Source organism: Bacillus sp. A1 (assembly GCF_042296235.1).
In the GTDB taxonomy this organism is placed as follows: domain Bacteria; phylum Bacillota; class Bacilli; order Bacillales; family Bacillaceae; genus Bacillus; species Bacillus velezensis.
Genome location: NZ_CP141181.1, coordinates 1,117,124 through 1,133,749 on the forward strand (window position 1 = coordinate 1,117,124; position 16,626 = coordinate 1,133,749).

Here is a 16,626-nt window from a genome sequence, read left to right on the forward strand (position 1 = left end):
GTGATAGATGACAGATCAAGTCAGATGTGCGGTGCTGGGATTAGGACGATTAGGGTATTTTCATGCGAAGCATTTAGTCAGCGAAGTGCGGGGAGCCGAGCTTGCGGCCGTCTGTGACCCGATGAAGGGAAAGGCGGAAGCGTGTGCGAAAGAATTAGGAATCGCCAAATGGACGGAGAATCCGTATGACCTGTTGGAAGATCACACGATTGACGCCGTCATCATTGTCACACCGACAAGCACACATGCGGAAATGATCATGAAGGCTGCTGAAAACGGCAAGCACATCTTTGTTGAAAAGCCGCTCACCCTGAGTCTTGAGGAATCTAAAGAAGTCATGAAAAAAATCGAAGAAACGGGCGTCATCTGCCAGGTCGGTTTTATGAGGCGGTTTGATCCGGCATACGCCGACGCGAAAAGAAGAATCGACGCCGGGGAAATCGGCAGGCCCATTTATTATAAAGGATTTACAAGAGATCAAGGCGCACCGCCCGCGGAATTTATCAAACATAGCGGAGGGCTTTTCATTGACTGTTCGATTCATGATTACGACATCGCGAGATATCTCATGAATGCCGAAGTTACGTCCGTCTGCGGGCACGGGAGAATTTTAAAGCACCCGTTCATGGAAGAGTGCGGCGACGTTGATCAGGCATTAACGTATCTTGAATTTGATTCGGGCGCGGCCGGCGATGTGGAGGCAAGCCGAAATTCTCCGTACGGGCATGATATCCGCGCCGAAATTATCGGGACGGCGGGAAGCATCTTGGTCGGCACGCTGCGGAAAAGCCATGTCACCGTTTTAACGGAGTCCGGCAGCAGCTACGAAATTATTCCGGATTTTCAAGCCCGCTTTAAAGACGCTTACCGTCTGGAGCTTGAGCACTTTGCCGAATGTGTGAAAAAAGGGGAAACGCCGATTGTGACAGACATCGATGCCACGATTAACTTAGAAATCGGGATCGCCGCGACGGAATCTTTTAAAACCGGAAGGCCTGTAAAGCTTACCCCGGGCGCCTCCAGCTGTGCCGGATTATGATAGATTCGAAGTGAAAAAGCAAAGGCCCGGGAGGCCTTTGCTTTTTTATGATTCGTATGAGAAAAAAATGTAGTCAGTCGGCACGCTTTTATAGCCCATTTGGTGAAGCATCGCGCTTATATTGCCGCGATGGTATGTGCCGTGATTCACAACATGCCGGATCACATCGGCATATGTCGTCCGGAGCGTTCCCATGCGCGGATGAGAAATGGAGATCGGACCTTCCGTGTTCTCCAATTCTTTTAAAAATTTGCTGTATTCTTTGTCCAGTTCAGCCATTCTATGTTCAATCGCCTCAAAATCTCCGTCAAGCTTTTCAAATTGATCAAACTGCGAGACGATTTGTTCGTAAGTTTCTCCGTAAAGCACGTGAAGCCAAATGTAATCAGCCCGGTATATATGCACAAGCACGGCGTTCACAGTCGGAAAAACACTATCCAGTTTCTGCTGTAAGCTTGCCTCGGGCAGGGTCTTCAGATGCTGAATAACCTGCTCATTTGCCCATCTGTGGTAGTGATACAGCTTTAAAATGTCTGACATTCCAATTCCCCCTCTTCCTTCCGGTACATTCAACATGACCTGGCCGAATTCCTTTTATCGAAACAAAAGCGCCGCAAAATAAAAAGCAGCACCCCACATCACCAATGCCGAGCATTTATTCAGGATGCCGAGGAGCCGGCCGCCGTTTCGTTTAATAAAAAGATCACGTCACAATGGCTCCGAGCGCTTCTGCGAATGTAACGGCATGAGACGGAGAGATGCGGCATCCTTTCAGCTTCTCAAGTGAGACGTGCAGGTGATCAAATGTGCACGTGCTGATATCCATATTAAAAAGAGACGTGCCGATGAAGTTTGCGCCGTTCAAATCACAGACGTCAAGATCTGTGTATTCAAGAACGGCATCATTCCACTCACTTTCTGATAGGCCGCACGTGTCAAACCGTACATGCTTCATATTGGAATAGCTGAAGGAGCTGTAATGTGCGAGGCAGTCTTCAAACCGTACATGACGCATGGCGGAATCCGCCAGATTCAAGCCGAGAAGTTTTGAATGCTGAAACGCCGTTCTATGGATGATGCTTCCGCTGAAATCAGCGTTTGAGACATCACATTTGTCAAACAGGACATCCGTACATTCCATATGTCTGAAAGAGACATCCGTAAAAACGGTGTTTCTGAAAATGACTTTTTCGGCGCGCAGGCCGTCCAGTTTGCCGTTTATCACGGCGTTTTCTATGACGACTTCTTTTATGAGGTCGTCCTGAAGCGCTTCAGTGAAAGAAAGCACCGGCAATTCTTTCGGGATTTTCGGTTTTTGGATCGTATTCATCTCGTACTCCCTTTTCTAAACATAATAGCTGAAACCGGCAATTGGCAGATATCGCTTTCGACCCTGCCACCCTTGCCGAATGGCGTGTTGCTTACTGAACAAAGGGTAATATCAAAGCGGGATCGCGTCAATAGCGGCGCTTATAAAAGCTTCATTCCGTTTGAACGTCATCCGCCCACTGAAAGATAAAAACAAAGCCCTGATAAGAGGGCTTTTGTCTGTTTCAGGCGAGTTCTTTATACATGATCACATGCGGGCCGATGCCGGGTATGTCAAAGGGGCTGCCCGTGCTTTTCCAGCCGAGCTTTTCGTAATATCCCTTTACGTGACATCTGGCGTTGCACCAGACAAGCGCCGCCCCCATATCTGCCAGTTTTCGTTCCGCATAGGCGATTAACGTGCTTCCCGCTTTTTGCGTCCGGTATTCCTCAAGCGTCGCCATGCCGCGCAGCTGGTAGGCGGGCGCTGCCTGTAAAGCCTGCTGGTTCTGCGGGTAGAAAGAAGCGATGCTGATCAATGTTCCGTCGTAAAAACCTCCGAGATGAAAGGCTCCTTAGACGCTGTCCTGATCATATTTACAATCCTCAATCGTCTGATGGGGGCGCAGCACGCTGTGTCTGATCGCGTATGTGTCTTCTGCGGTGATGGGTTTTACTTCAACCATGAAAAAATCCTCCTTTGCTTGATTCTTTTTCTGTATCGTACCATGAAAAAGCCGCCTGTCATATCAGGCGGCCTCTTCCGCGTCAATGCAAATATACATCAGCCCGCTTTTCATCCTTTTGCTTAATATAAGCTGCAAGCTCTGACGTCAAATCAGAACGGAGAAACGGGGTGATTAAATAAATTCCGTTAAACAGTTCGCACGCCGTGTCGAGAAGCGACTTGGCGATGGCGAGGCCTTCGGCTTTCTGCTTTCGCTTGTCTTCGCCGGCGAGCGCCATTTTTTCGCGGATGCTGTCTGACAGCTTAATGCCCGGGATTTCATGATGAATGAACTCTGCGTTGCGGCTGCTCGTTAACGGCATGATTCCGATATACACCGGTGTTTTGAGGTGCTTCGTTTCATGATGAATGTCAATGAGCTGCTGCTCCGAGTAGACAGGCTGGGACACGAAATAGTCAGCTCCGCACTCGATTTTTTTCTCCAGCCGTTTTACTGCTTTATCAAGGTGGCGGACATTCGGATTAAATGCTCCGGCTACGGAAAAGTTCGTTTTCTTGCCGAGCGGTTTCCCTGATAAAGAAATGCCCTCGTTGAATTGTTTAATCAGCCTGATCAAATCAAAGGACGTTAAATCATAGACGGAGGTAGCCCCCGGAAAGTCGCCGATTTTTGAAGGATCGCCCGTGATGGCTAAAATGTCGGTGAGCCCGAGCGTATCCAGCCCCATTAAATGTGACTGAAGGCCGATGATGTTGCGGTCTCTGCATGTAATGTGAACGAGAGAACGGATATCAAGGCGCTCTTTCAGCAATGAACCGCAGGCGGCATTGCTGATCCGCGGTGTCGCCAATGAATTGTCGGCGAGCGTCAGCGCTTCTATGCCGGTCTCTTTTAATTCAGCGGCCGCTTGCAAAAATTTGTCAAAATTTAATTTTTTCGGCGGATCAAGCTCTACGATAATTGACCGTTTTTGAGCGGCGATTTCGTTTAAACCCGGCTCGGTCCGTTCATTCCGGACGGAGATGACTTCTTCTTCCCGTCTGATTTTCACTTCTTTATCAGTGACGGGAGAAAGTCCGCGGACCGCTTCAGCCATGGCTCTGATATGGTTTGGCGTCGTACCGCAGCAGCCGCCGATAATGCGCGCGCCCTGAGTGCGGAACTGTACGGCGCTCTCCCGGAAATAGGCATCGTCCGTATCATAAACAAGCCGGCCTTCTTCTAAAGACGGAAGGCTGCTGTTCGGATAGACCGATAAATAAGCGTCACGGAAAATCGGCACTTCGGTGAGCGCTTCAATCATGTGGTACGGGCCGAGCCGGCAATTGATTCCCGCTATGTCAGCGCCGAGATCGGCAATGGACCTGAGGGCTTCCCGAAGCGGCGTTCCGTCCTGCAGCACGCCCTGTTCGTGCATGGATACGTTCAGCATAATCGGAAGTTCCGTTTCTTTTCTCGCGATCTTCAGCACTTCGCGGGCCTCTTCTAAATCATAGTATGTTTCCAGGAGCAGACCGTCCGGCTCTTCGTGCAGCAATAAATAAAGCTGCTCCCGAAAGCTGCGTTTAATCTCCTCCAGGCTGTAGGCGTTTTTGTTAAAGGTGCGGATGCCGCCCATCGTTCCCAATACATAAGCGCCTTCTGAGGAAGCGCGCGCGATTCTGACCGCCTCCTGATTGATTTTTTTCGTTTCATCCTCAAGTCCGTATCTTGAGAGCTTAATAAAATTCGCGCCGTACGTATTTGTCTGGATGATGTCTGCCCCGGCTTCCGCGTAAGCCTTATGTATCCGCTTGATTTCTTCGGGCTTTGATACGTTCAGTTCCTCAAAACATCTGTCAATGCCGTAGGAATAGAGGAGAGTGCCCATCGCGCCGTCTCCGATTAAAATCCGTTCTTTTAAGTCTTGTAATAGTCCCATTGTTTGCCTCCTTCATCACATTCAGCAAGGAAAAAAGAGAAATAAAAAAAGTCTTCTTAAGAAGAAGACTTTGTAATCATTTGTCTCTCTTCTTATCTTCCAAGCTGTTTTTAGCTTGCTGGATTTAGCACCTTGGTCATGGTTTGGGTAAACCACTACACCGGTTGCTGAAGCGTCGTCGGGCCAGTCCCTCGGCTTCTCTTGATAAGAACGTTCATGTAATTGTCATGGGTTTCCAAAACTTAACTGTGAAAATCCCTTTCTCCAAATTTACCGAAAATAGAGACAATAATCAATAGGAATCACATAATTTATCTAAAATTAATAAATTGAACGTCAATCGGCAGGTCTGCTCCGCGGACGGCTGCGATAATCTGCTGCAGATCATCTTTATTTTTTCCGGTGACGCGTACTTGGTCGTCCTGAATCTGCGACTTGACCTTCAAGCCGGAGTTTTTAATCACCGCGTTGATTTTTTTGGCATTGTCTTTATCAATGCCCTGTACAAGCTTCGCGCGCTGGCGCACCGTGCCTCCCGATGCATTTTCGATTTTGCCGTATTCAATGTTTTTCGTCGGCACGTCCCGTTTGATCAGCTTGCCGCTCAGCACATCTTTGAGCTGATTCAGTTTAAACTCGTCATCAGAAATCAGGACAAGTTCTTCCTTTTCTAACTTCACATCGCTTTTCGATCCTTTAAAGTCATAGCGCGTGCCGATTTCTTTCAGCGTCATCTGAATCGCATTCTGCACTTCGGGAAATTCAACTTTGGATACAATATCAAAAGAACTTTCTTTTGCCATGAGAAAACCTCCTATAACATTTCACTTATGAGTTGATTATAGTAGAATAAAGAGAAATGTCCAACAGCGTAAAGCATGAATTTATGCATATTGGAAAAAATGAGAAAAACATCAGCCTCATACGGGCGAATCAGGAAGGACGATAACATGAGACCAGGGCAGCAGCTCACGCTTAGTATAGATCACCAAACCGATTTCGGTTATTTTTTAACCGACGGCGAGGATACGGTTCTTTTACATAACAGTGAAATCACAGAGGATATCGAAGACAGAGATGAAGTGGACGTATTTATTTACGTCGATCATCAGGAAAGACTCGCAGCGACGATGAAAAAGCCGCTCATCAGCTTTTATGACTACGGATGGGTGGAAGTGACGGACGCTGTGGAGGATATGGGCGTATTCGTCGACGTCGGCCTGTCAAAAGACGCGCTCGTCGCAACGGAGCACCTGCCTCCGTACAAATCCGTCTGGCCGCAAAAAGGAGACAGACTGTATTGCATGCTGAAGGTGACAAGCCGCGGGCGCATGTTTGCAAAACCGGCGCCTGAGGATATCATCAGTGAATTATTTACGGATGCAGAGGAAGACGTCATGAATAAAGACCTGACGGGCACGGTGTACAGACTGATCGCATCAGGCTCTTTTCTGATTACCGATGAAGGCATCCGCGCGTTTATTCACCCTTCAGAAAGAAAAGATGAGCCGAGACTCGGCAGCCGCGTGACAGGGCGTGTCATCGAGGTAAAGGAAGACGGCTCCGTCAACATGTCCCTGCTGCCGAGAAAGCAGGATGCGCTTTCGGTTGACGCGGAAGAGATTCTGACCTATCTGAGATCAAGAAACGGCGCGATGCCTTACGGAGACAAAAGCCATCCTGACGATATCCGCGAACGGTTTCATTTAAGCAAAGCCGCCTTTAAGCGGGCGCTCGGGCATCTGATGAAAAACGGCAAGGTCTATCAGGAAGACGGCTGGACATACGAAAAACAATAAATGTTCTGCAAAAACATCGGTGAACCAAAACCGATGTTTTTTATTTTCTCAAAAGCTGCTATATTCCTCATTTGTTTAACATCCTGCCGAACATACATATTTTATTGAAATAAAATATTCTGACATCCGAACCGATATATAACTATAGAAAAAACAAAAGGAGAGTTTCAATGAAAAAAATGGCGATATTTGCGGCTGTACTGCTGATTGCGCTCAGCACGGCGGGATGTGCCGGCAAATCTGAGGAAACGGCGGCCGAAAAAACGAAAACAATCGGCATCATGCTGACAGACAACGGCCTCGGCGACCAATCATTTAATGATTCAGGCTTTCAAGGTTTGATGAAAGCGAGAGACGAGCTCGGCATCACATTTGATTACCGGGAAATAAAAGATACCGGTACATACGAAAAAGGACTGACCCAGCTTGTCCGGGAAGGCAATGATCTTGTGGTGGGGCTCGGTTACAGCATGCAGGCGGATTTAGAAAAGGTCGCCAAAAAATATCCGAAGCAGCGGTTTGTGCTGATTGATTCCGTATCAGATCTGGATAATGTCACCTCCGTCACGTTTAAAGAGGATGAAGGAAGCTTCTTAGCCGGAGCGCTGGCGGCTATGACGAGCAAAACCGGCACGATCGGATTTATCGGCGGTTCAGATGCCGACGTCATTAAACGGTTTAAAAAAGGCTATCTGAAAGGCGCGGAATCAGTCAAACCGAAAATCCGCGTGCTGTCGGACATCAGCGGTACGTTTGATGATGATAAGCTCGGGAAGCGCATCGCCCAAAACATGATCCGAAAAAAAGCCGATGTCCTGTTTACGGCGGCCGGCTTCACGGGCGTCGGCGCACTGAAAGAAGCGGAGGCGCAAAAAGTATACGCCATCGGTGTTGACAGCGATAAATATTACACCGCCGAGCACGCCGTTATCTCTTCTTTAGTGAAAAATGTCGACCATGTCATCTATGAATTGGCGAAAGATTTAAAAGACAACAAGGAGATCAAAAGCGGTGAGATCGTTTACGGACTGAAGGAAAACGGCATGGAATTAGCCAAGATCAGAGTTGTCAAAAACGCAGGCGGGCTGGCGAAAAAGATCACGGATATGAAAAACAGCCTGATTGAAAAAGGAGGCGATCTGAAGTGACATTACGGACAAGGCTGCTCGTTAACGCAGCCGTTACGATGATTTGCTTCGCCGCCGTCATCGGCTTTACCATCGTAAACATGATGAAGATTCAGGCTTCAAATGAAGATGAAGTGGACGCGCTGTTAAACGTCCAGGAAGCAAAAGCTGACCTTAATACGTTAAAAGAAAGCATCACCGGCTATTCCTATACGCTCGCAGACGCTCAGAAAGAAGATGTGCGAAGCTATATGAAAAGCAGCTCAGACAAACTGGCGGCGCTCAAAAAAACGATGACGGACGATGCGGACAAAGCCGCTTATGACAAACTCGCCAAAAAATACGAATCGTGGCAGGCGGAGGCGTACGCTGCTCTTGATTCGAAAAGTCCGGCTGAAGCGACAAGGACGGCGGCCCGCATCAACGGTCTTCTGAATGATATTTATATGCTGAATCTGAAAAGCCGGGATCACTATGAAGACATGCAGAAGCAGACGGCTGACCAGATTCAGTTTATCGTTTACAGCGCAGCCGTGCTGACCATCGTGATACTTGCCGTCACCGTCATATCTTCCATCAGGCTGACGAGGAGAATTGCAGGGCCGATACGCCGCATGGCTGAAAATGCCCGTCGTATTGCGGGAGGGAACCTTGCTGTTGAAATGCTTGATTATAAAGGGAAAGACGAACTGAAAGAGCTGAATGACTCATTCGGAATGATGGCTGAACAGCTCCGCACCTTAATTCAGGCGATCGGAGAGGTCGGCCGTGAAGTCGAGACGTTTGCGGAAGGTTTGACGAAGGAAAACCAGACGCTGAAGGACATGACCGAGCAGGTGTCCGTGTCGACGGAAGAAATGGCGCAAGGCTCCCAAACCATTTCAGAAGATCTGCAGCATGCGGTGCAATTCATTGAACAAATGGATGAACATTCAAAGGCGAACGCCGAACGTTCAAAACAAACGACGAGAAGCAGCGAAGAGACGATTGCGGCGGTGGCTGCGGGGCGCGGTGCTTTAGCTGAGACCAAGCAAGCCATTGATAAAAGCAATGAGACATCAAAAGAGATTTCCGAAGCCGCCGATCTCTTCATAGAACATGCGGCAGGCATCAGTATGATGGCGCAGACCGTTTCTGACATTGCGGGCCAGACCAATCTGCTGTCATTAAACGCCGCAATCGAGGCGGCCAGAGCAGGCGAGTCCGGAAAAGGATTTGCCGTCGTTGCCGAGGAGATACGGAAGCTCGCAGACGGATCAGCCAAAGCGACAGCGCAGATTTTCGATATGGTAAAGCAAATTGAAGACGGCATCACGTCTATTACCGGAGCTGTCACGACCGGTGTCGCTTTAGCGGACAGACAGCAGGAGCTGATGGAGAAAACGTCAGAATCATTCGTCCATATTGAACAAAAAGCCGCCCATATTAAGACGGAGCTTACTCAATTGGACGGACGGATCATCGAATCGAAACAGCTTGGTGAGCAAGTGCTGCAGCATGCCGAAAGCATCAGCGCCGTCGTTCAGGAAACGGCTGCAGGAAGCGAAGAGATTTCTGCCTCCGCGCTTGAGCAGCTGTCTTCTTTTCATAAAATGGCGGAAAGCGTCAATAATCTGGTGAGCCTGACAGAGCGGTTAAACGATCAGGTCCGCCGGTTTACTTTGTAACGGGCTTTTGCCCCGCCCCTGATTTTTGCAGCCTGACATGAGTAACTTCTGAATGAAACACAAATACTGAATATACATGTGTTTATATTTATTCTTTTTCGTGAAAGGTGAAAAAAGAAGGGAGGAATCGGGATGGATGAACAAATTCCGCATGAAAAGGGTCTTGATAATAGTCTGGCTTTATTACGCGATGGTTATGTATTTGTGAAAAAACGAGCGGAGACTTATCGCTCAGATGTGTTTCGCGCCCGTTTATTAGGGAAGACATTCATTTGTATGAGCGGAGCGGAAGCCGCAAAGCTTTTTTATGACACAGAACGATTTCAGCGGCAGCAGGCCCTCCCCAAACGGGTGCAGAAAACGTTATTCGGAACAGGGGCAATCCAGGCAATGGACGGTGAACGGCATAAGCACAGGAAGCTTCTATTTATGTCGCTGATGACGCCGCCCCGGCAAAAACGGCTTGCGGAAGCGGTGGCAAAACAGTGGAAAGCATCTGCGGAAATGTGGGAGGGTTCAAACCGAATTGTCCTTTTTGATGAAGCGAAGAAAGTGCTGTGCCGGGCTGCCTGTGAGTGGGCCGGCGTCCCGCTGAAAGACTCAGAAGTGAAAGAGCGGGCGGAGGATTTCACCGATATGGTAGACGCATTCGGCGCTGTCGGACCGCGTCATTGGAAAGGCAGAAGGGCGAGGCTGAAAACGGAGAAATGGATAGAGGAGGTCATTGAGGATGTGCGGTCCGGCAAGCTGCAAACGCCGGAGGGCTCAGCCTTGTATGAAATGGCTTTTCATACTGAACTTGACGGGAACAGACTTGATTCTCACATGGCTGCTGTTGAGCTTATTAATGTTCTGCGCCCGATTGCCGCCATTTCTTACTTCATTACGTTTTCAGCTCTTGCATTGCATGATTACCCTGAATATCGGGGCAAACTGAGATCGAGAGATGATCAGGAGGCCGAAAGATTTGCACATGAAGTTCGGCGGTATTACCCGTTTGCCCCGTTTTTAGGAGCCGTTGTGAAAAAAGATTTCGTATGGAAGAACTGTGAGTTTAAAAAGGGTGCATCCGTCATGCTTGACCTATATGGAACAAACCATGATTCCCGGCTTTGGGAGAATCCGAATGAATTTCGCCCGGAACGTTTTCAGGGGCGGGAGGAAAATAAATTTGATTTCATTCCCCAGGGCGGAGGTGATCCGGCTAACGGCCACCGCTGTCCGGGTGAGGGAATGACCGTGGAAGTCATGAAAACTTCCCTTGCGTTTCTTGCCAATGAAATAGAGTACGATGTTCCGTCCCAAGATTTAAGCTTCAGCCTGTCCAGAATGCCGGCATTGCCTGAAAGCGGATTCGTGATAAGTGATGTTAGACGCATATAGAACAAAAAACAGCCCTCTTTCTTCTAAGACAAGAGGGCTGTTTTGCTTTTACAGATGGTCCGGTTTTTTGGAATTCTGGTTTTTTCCCGCCTGCCGGTTTTTTTCGGCAAGCCGGTTCTTTTTCTGATTTACGGCGTTATTGTCCAACGGTTTTTTGTCATCATCTTTCATGCGGCAAAGCCTCCCTTCTGTCCGTTAGGATGCCCGCCCGCATTGAAATTATGGCTTCAGGAAAAAAATCGCGAGCGTGCCCGGCCCGGAGTGGGCGCCGATCGCAGAGCCGATTGAATGAAGAATGATCTCTTTCGGATGGAACGCTTCTTCAATCATTTCTTTCATCCGAAGCGCCGTCTCTTCATTATCTGCATAGCTGATCCCCACGGTTTGATCCGCCCAATCGCCGCCTTCTTCCTTCATCATTTCTATAATCCGTTTAAACAGTTTCTTTTGTCCGCGCAATTTTTCGAGCGGCACGAGCCTGCCGTCATCCACATGCAGAATCGGTTTGATGTTCAAAAGCCCCCCGACAAAAGCGGACGTTTTTGAAATTCTGCCGCCCCGCGCGAGATAAGCGACATCATCGACCGTAAATATATGTTTCATCCGTGCGCAAAAGCTCTTTACAGACGTTTCGATTTCTTGTATTGTATTCCCGTTAACACAGAGTGTTTGAGCGTGCATCACCGCGAGGCCGCAGCCCAATGAAGCGCATTTGGAATCTACAATCCGTAAATCAAAATCGGGAAATTCCTCTTTTACTTCATTGGCGATCATTACGGCCGTCTGATAGGTGCCGGAAAGACCTGAGGAAAAGGCGACGTATATCGCCGGTTCTCCCAGTTCCGCGTATTGTAAAAATACTTTTTTTATCGTATCCGGTGATGCCTGGGATGTTTTCGGAACTTTCCCGTCCCGCATCGCTTGAAATATATGATCCGCCTGAATGGTGACCGTGTCCTCATATTCGTTTCCGTCAAGTGTTACGTGCAGCGGAATGAACCCGATCCGGTTTTCTTCAATATAAGATTTCGGCAGGTCAGAGGCGCTGTCAGCAATAAGGTGAACTGTCATCATAATTCCCTTCTTTCCGATTGGTGAGAGTGATGCCAACTATATCATATAAATGTGGCAAAATAGTGTTCAAAACTTTGTTTTAAGGGAAAAGCTAATAATGAAAATGAGCGGAGGAGCAAGCCATGGTACTAGAACAAGCAAAAAAATTAGCAATCGTCGTCATCGGCGCGTTTCTGTATGCGGCGGGACTGAATTTATTCCTGATACCGGCGAATGTATATGCCAGCGGTTTTACCGGTGTCGCCCAGCTGCTGTCAAGCGTCGTTGATCAATACGCCCCCTTTTATATTTCGACAGGAGTTCTCATGTTCCTCTTAAACATTCCCATCGGTGTGTTAGGGTGGCTGAAAGTCGGCAGATCATTCACCGTATACAGTATATTAAGCGTAGCGATGACGTCCGTCTTTATGGGAATTCTCCCGGAAATGAGACTGTCGCACGATATTCTTCTGAATACCGTATTCGGAGGAGTCATCTCAGCTATCGGCATCGGTTTAACGCTGAAATTCGGCGCTTCGACAGGCGGTCTTGATATCGTGTCGATGGTGTTGGCCAAATGGAAGGATAAACCGGTCGGCACATATTTCTTCATTTTGAACGGGATTATCATTTTGACGGCAGGATTATTGCAAGGATGGGAGAAAGCATTATATACCCTTGTCGCTCTGTATGTCACAACAAGGGTGATTGACGCCATTCACACCCGCCACATGAAACTGACCGCCATGATCGTTACGAAAAAAGCCGATGAAATCAAAGAAGCGATTTACGGGAAAATGGTCCGCGGCATTACGACGGTGCCGGCAAAAGGCGCTTACACAAACGAACAGAAAGAAATGATGATCATCGTCATCACGCGGTACGAATTGTATGACCTTGAGAAAATCGTGAAAGAAGTCGACCCGAAAGCCTTCACAAATATCGTGCAAACGACGGGGATCTTTGGTTTCTTCAGAAAAGACTGATAGGAGCGGATAGAATGAAGTGGCTGTTTGGCCTGTTATTACCGGTCATTTTATTGATCGGGTGCAGCAGTCAATCCGGGCAGAAGGAGCCCGCTGAGGAGGTATCCGGAGAGATGAATGAACAGCAAGCGGAATTAGCCGTAAACCCTGTGCAGACGGATCAGCAGATCGAATTTCAAATGTCTTTAAAAAACAAGAGCGGCAGCCCGATCGATTTCACATTCAGCTCAGGGCAGAAATTCGAATTGACCGTACATGACCAACATAACAAAGAACTGTACCGCTATTCAAAAGACAGAATGTTTACTCAGGCGTTTCAGACCGTGACCTTAATGCCGAATGAAACGTATGACTTTTCAGATGTGTGGAAAAACGTGCCCGGTCCGGGAACATACACGGTGACGGTGACGTTTTTAGGGAAGTCCGATCAGATCGGAAAAAGACTGAAAACGGTAAAAACATTTGAAGTGAAATAAAAAAGCGGCGCCCTCGTCTAAACGGGGCGCCTTTTTTTATTGCAATTTCTCCAGCTGATCCTGAAATTGGTGCAGCTGCTGACGTTCTGCATCCGTCGAATTGGCGTACGCGGAAGACACGGCGTTTTTGGCGCGTGAGACGGCTTTTTCCTGATCGCCGTCCTCGAAACCGTTAGCAATCATGACGGCCTGCTGGACAAATGACTTGGCTTGAGAAAACAGTTCGTTTCTCATTAAAAGTCAACCTGCCTTTCAGCCGAATCTTTTGCTGCATCATGCTGTGCTTCCTCTAATGTAGACCGATATGGAAATCTTGCATCATGAAGACTGACAGAGTCCTTGCCTTGCTGAATAAACCGTTTTGATTTGTTCCGTTTACCCATTGCAATGTCCCCCTTCCATATTTAGACGAGATGAGTCGTCTGTTTTAGTATGGGCGGAAGGCTTTGTGTTATGAGCGGCAAAACCTCACAGGGAGAAATAGGATTTTAAAAATTCGGCGATTCCGTCCGCTTCATTTGATCCCGTGACGCGGTTGGCGGCCTGTTTGACTTCATCCGTGCCGTTTCCCATCGCTACGCCGCACCCGGCAAATCGGAGCATTTCAAGATCGTTGTCTTCGTCGCCGAACGCGATGATCCGTTCTCTCGGCACTTGGTAATAGTCGCTGATTTTCTTCAGGCCGACCGCTTTATTCATGCCGTGTTTAATAATTTCAATCACATGCCAAGGAGCCGCCCATCTTCTGTGGTCAATGACCTCGGCGTGCACATCGGATAAATGCGCGCGTATGTCCGCGACGTCCTCTTCCTTTGCATGTATCAATACGGACGTCACATCTTCTTGGACTGTTTCGCGCAGATCGCCGAATGTGACATTCGCCGTATTCATATGAAACGCCTCAATTAAATGCTCATCATGATAATGGAAGTACACATCATCAATGATCTCAGCGAGCACATTATGTATTTGATAGGTCTCTGTAAGTTCGGCAAGCTGTCTGACCACATCGACAGATAAGGACGTGTGGTATCGTCCCCATGACTCGTCTTTCGGGTGGTGGACAAATGCCCCGTTAAAATTGACAATCGGCGTTGTCAGCCCGAGCTCGTCATAATACATCGAACTGGAACGGAAAGGGCGGCCGGTTGAGATGCAGACATGATGACCCGCTTCTTTCAGCGTCTGAATCGTCCGCGCCGTTTCAGGGGAAATGGTTTTATCATCTTTTAATAAGGTTCCATCCAGATCTAAAGCGATGAGGTAAGGTTTTGTCTCCATAAATAACTCCTTTTGTCATGTAATTTGCTGTTTTTCTCTTATGTACAGTGTAGCTTTTTACCATCTTTATTGTCTACATGTTACACTTATGATTATGGTTATCCTAAGGAGGGAGTCAACGTGATTCTTATTGATCATCAAACCGTATCAGGCATTCCGTTTTTACATATTGTAAAAGAAGAAAATCGGGACCGTCCCGCTCCCCTTGTTTTCTTTATTCACGGTTTTACAAGCGCGAAGGAGCATAATCTTCATTTCGCTTACCTGCTTGCTGAAAAGGGCTTCAGGGCGGTGCTGCCGGAAGCTCTTTACCACGGTGAACGCGCTGAACAGTTGTCAGCAGAAGAGCTCGCCGTCCATTTTTGGGACATTGTATTAAATGAAATCGAGGAGCTTGACGTGCTGAAAAAGGATTTTGAAGCGCGCGGTCTGATTGAAGACGGGCGGATCGGTCTCGCGGGCACGTCAATGGGCGGAATTACGACATTCGGCGCGATGGCCGCGTATGATTGGGTCAAAGCCGGCGTCAGTCTGATGGGAAGCCCGAACTATACGGCGTTTTTTCAGCAGCAGATTGACCACATTCAAAAGCAGGACATCGACATTGACGTCACAAAAGAACAGGTCGATGAACTGTTTGCGCGGCTCAAACCGTTCGATCTCAGCCTGGAACCGGAAAAACTCCGGAGCCGTCCGCTGCTGTTCTGGCACGGCGTTCAAGACAAAGTCGTTCCGTATGCACCGACCCGCGGCTTTTATGAAACGATTAAACCTCATTACAGCAGCCGGCCTGACCATCTTCAGTTTCTGAAAGACGAACGGGCTGACCATAAAGTCCCGAGATACGCCGTTTTAGAAACCGTCGCCTGGTTCGATAAGCATTTATAAAGCACAAAGGTGTTAACAAAACCCGCTTTTACGTTATACTGAGGAAAAAGGAGTGATGGAACGTGGAAGAAGCATTAAAAGAAAACATCATGGGCGCCTTGGAGCAGGTTGTAGACCCTGAGCTCGGCGTCGATATCGTCAATCTCGGCCTTGTATACGACGTTGATATGGATGACGACGGCCTGACGCACGTTACGATGACACTGACATCAATGGGGTGCCCGCTCGCTCCGATCATCGTCGACGAGGTGAAAAAAGCGCTCGCCGACATTCCGGATGTAAAAGAGACGGAGGTCCACATCGTCTGGAATCCGCCGTGGACAAGAGACAAAATGTCACGCTACGCAAAAATCGCATTAGGGATTCAGTAATAAGAAAATGCACCTCGGATTTTAGGTACATCCTAAAGTTTGGAGGTGCTTTTCTTTTGTCTGCATATAAGCGACAGTGAGGGTTTGTTTTGGATCGCAAACAAACCTTTATATATAAAATTTCATATGAGGTTTATCTTTTTTGTAATAGGACAGTCTGTCTTGGAGTGTGCCTGTGTGGAATTCAAATTTATGCCCATCGGGATCAGTAAAATAAATTGACTTTTGATCTTGTTTATCTCTAGGACGCCCATTTAATATATTTACATTTAGATTTTTTAGCCGTTGATGTATTGCATCAAAATCTTTTGGGTCAATTGTAAAGGCCATATGCGTATAAGATTTATGTATTTCATTTCTTGGTATATCCGCCTCTAAGTTAAGTGCAAGCCAAAGCCCGTTCAGATCAAAATATGCTGTTTTTTGCCCTTTAACCAGGAGTTGTGCATGAAATACTTTTTCATAAAATTCTATAGATTTTTCCAAATTTGAAACAGAAAAAAGAAGATGATTGATTCCTTTTATGTTTATTTTCCCCACCTCATTTAACATGTTTGTCTTAAACAATCCCTTTGGTAATACATCTGCATATATATCGATTATATACTGACTAAAAAATCATTTTAAGGATTTCTGTG

Annotated in this window: 19 protein-coding genes, 1 pseudogene and 1 riboswitch; of the genes and pseudogenes, 9 read left to right on the forward strand and 11 right to left on the reverse strand. The window is 47.6% G+C overall.

All coding sequences use genetic code 11. The features are described 5' to 3' along the window. Positions 1–7 precede the first annotated feature (7 nt). Positions 8–1,039: an inositol 2-dehydrogenase gene (gene iolG / locus U2H13_RS05755; protein ID WP_021494961.1), complete on the forward strand. Its 1,032-nt coding sequence runs from the start codon at positions 8–10 to the stop codon at positions 1,037–1,039. A gap of 45 nt (positions 1,040–1,084) precedes the next feature. Here the strand turns inward: iolG and U2H13_RS05760 are convergent, their stop codons facing one another. The 5 genes and pseudogenes from U2H13_RS05760 to U2H13_RS05780 form a co-directional block, all read right to left on the reverse strand. After that, entirely contained in the window at positions 1,085–1,579 is a 495-nt protein-coding gene (locus U2H13_RS05760) for a DinB family protein (protein WP_029973165.1), read from the reverse strand. Between the two features lie 163 nt (positions 1,580–1,742). Then, positions 1,743–2,369 (reverse strand): pentapeptide repeat-containing protein, encoded by a 627-nt coding sequence (locus U2H13_RS05765; RefSeq protein WP_021494962.1) that lies wholly within the window; start codon positions 2,367–2,369, stop codon positions 1,743–1,745. Positions 2,370–2,592: 223 nt separating this feature from the next. Beyond that, positions 2,593–3,033, reverse strand: a pseudogene (locus tag U2H13_RS05770) (GNAT family N-acetyltransferase). An 82-nt stretch (positions 3,034–3,115) separates the two neighbouring features. Beyond that, entirely contained in the window at positions 3,116–4,957 is a 1,842-nt protein-coding gene (locus tag U2H13_RS05775; RefSeq protein ID WP_137987988.1) for a bifunctional homocysteine S-methyltransferase/methylenetetrahydrofolate reductase, read from the reverse strand. 89 nt (positions 4,958–5,046) lie between these two features. Then, positions 5,047–5,168: riboswitch (SAM riboswitch) on the reverse strand. A gap of 100 nt (positions 5,169–5,268) precedes the next feature. Then, positions 5,269–5,760 (reverse strand): YajQ family cyclic di-GMP-binding protein, encoded by a 492-nt coding sequence (locus U2H13_RS05780; RefSeq protein WP_022553573.1) that lies wholly within the window; start codon positions 5,758–5,760, stop codon positions 5,269–5,271. A 99-nt stretch (positions 5,761–5,859) separates the two neighbouring features. Between U2H13_RS05780 and U2H13_RS05785 the strand changes: the two genes are divergently transcribed. From U2H13_RS05785 to U2H13_RS05800, 4 genes are all read left to right on the forward strand, one after another. Further along, a complete protein-coding gene (locus tag U2H13_RS05785) occupies positions 5,860–6,756 on the forward strand; it encodes a S1 RNA-binding domain-containing protein (protein WP_176364447.1) in 897 nt (298 codons plus the stop codon). 170 nt (positions 6,757–6,926) lie between these two features. After that, positions 6,927–7,904: a BMP family ABC transporter substrate-binding protein gene (locus U2H13_RS05790; protein ID WP_376700726.1), complete on the forward strand. Its 978-nt coding sequence runs from the start codon at positions 6,927–6,929 to the stop codon at positions 7,902–7,904. After that, positions 7,901–9,550 (forward strand): methyl-accepting chemotaxis protein, encoded by a 1,650-nt coding sequence (locus U2H13_RS05795; protein WP_376700727.1) that lies wholly within the window; start codon positions 7,901–7,903, stop codon positions 9,548–9,550. The genes U2H13_RS05790 and U2H13_RS05795 overlap by 4 nt, the downstream gene beginning before the upstream one ends. Positions 9,551–9,682: 132 nt before the next feature. Next, positions 9,683–10,933 (forward strand): cytochrome P450, encoded by a 1,251-nt coding sequence (locus tag U2H13_RS05800; protein WP_053285059.1) that lies wholly within the window; start codon positions 9,683–9,685, stop codon positions 10,931–10,933. A gap of 48 nt (positions 10,934–10,981) precedes the next feature. Here U2H13_RS05800 and U2H13_RS05805 read toward each other — a convergent pair whose 3' ends face one another. Together U2H13_RS05805 and U2H13_RS05810 are read right to left on the reverse strand one after the other, a co-directional pair. Further along, a complete protein-coding gene (locus U2H13_RS05805; RefSeq protein ID WP_003155105.1) occupies positions 10,982–11,104 on the reverse strand; it encodes a hypothetical protein in 123 nt (40 codons plus the stop codon). A gap of 48 nt (positions 11,105–11,152) precedes the next feature. Further along, positions 11,153–12,004, reverse strand: a complete 852-nt coding sequence (locus U2H13_RS05810; protein WP_063636853.1) for a DegV family protein — start codon at positions 12,002–12,004, stop codon at positions 11,153–11,155. 125 nt (positions 12,005–12,129) lie between these two features. Here U2H13_RS05810 and U2H13_RS05815 point away from each other — a divergent pair, with 125 nt between their 5' ends. Both U2H13_RS05815 and U2H13_RS05820 read left to right on the forward strand, forming a co-directional pair. Then, the gene (locus tag U2H13_RS05815; protein ID WP_007610547.1) at positions 12,130–12,972 is read left to right on the forward strand and encodes a YitT family protein; all 843 of its coding nucleotides are present in this window, start codon (positions 12,130–12,132) and stop codon (positions 12,970–12,972) included. A gap of 14 nt (positions 12,973–12,986) precedes the next feature. Beyond that, positions 12,987–13,448: a BsuPI-related putative proteinase inhibitor gene (locus tag U2H13_RS05820; protein ID WP_022553571.1), complete on the forward strand. Its 462-nt coding sequence runs from the start codon at positions 12,987–12,989 to the stop codon at positions 13,446–13,448. A gap of 36 nt (positions 13,449–13,484) precedes the next feature. Here U2H13_RS05820 and U2H13_RS05825 read toward each other — a convergent pair whose 3' ends face one another. The 3 genes from U2H13_RS05825 to U2H13_RS05835 form a co-directional block, all read right to left on the reverse strand. Next, positions 13,485–13,682 (reverse strand): DUF3813 domain-containing protein, encoded by a 198-nt coding sequence (locus U2H13_RS05825; RefSeq protein ID WP_003155097.1) that lies wholly within the window; start codon positions 13,680–13,682, stop codon positions 13,485–13,487. Next, positions 13,682–13,831, reverse strand: coding sequence for a hypothetical protein (locus U2H13_RS05830; protein WP_003155094.1), 150 nt, complete (start codon positions 13,829–13,831; stop codon positions 13,682–13,684). Before U2H13_RS05830 ends, U2H13_RS05825 begins: the two co-directional genes overlap by 1 nt. A gap of 85 nt (positions 13,832–13,916) precedes the next feature. Beyond that, positions 13,917–14,729 (reverse strand): Cof-type HAD-IIB family hydrolase, encoded by an 813-nt coding sequence (locus U2H13_RS05835; protein WP_021494966.1) that lies wholly within the window; start codon positions 14,727–14,729, stop codon positions 13,917–13,919. Positions 14,730–14,849: 120 nt separating this feature from the next. Between U2H13_RS05835 and U2H13_RS05840 the strand changes: the two genes are divergently transcribed. Together U2H13_RS05840 and U2H13_RS05845 are read left to right on the forward strand one after the other, a co-directional pair. Further along, entirely contained in the window at positions 14,850–15,617 is a 768-nt protein-coding gene (locus tag U2H13_RS05840; protein WP_007409140.1) for a prolyl oligopeptidase family serine peptidase, read from the forward strand. A 62-nt stretch (positions 15,618–15,679) separates the two neighbouring features. Beyond that, positions 15,680–15,988 (forward strand): metal-sulfur cluster assembly factor, encoded by a 309-nt coding sequence (locus U2H13_RS05845; protein ID WP_003155088.1) that lies wholly within the window; start codon positions 15,680–15,682, stop codon positions 15,986–15,988. Positions 15,989–16,096: 108 nt separating this feature from the next. On the opposite strand, the gene fosM is transcribed toward U2H13_RS05845, so the two are convergent. After that, complete coding sequence (gene fosM, locus U2H13_RS05850; RefSeq protein WP_007409139.1) at positions 16,097–16,540, reverse strand: FosM family fosfomycin resistance protein; 444 nt, start codon at positions 16,538–16,540, stop codon at positions 16,097–16,099. Between the last annotated feature and the right edge of the window lie 86 nt (positions 16,541–16,626).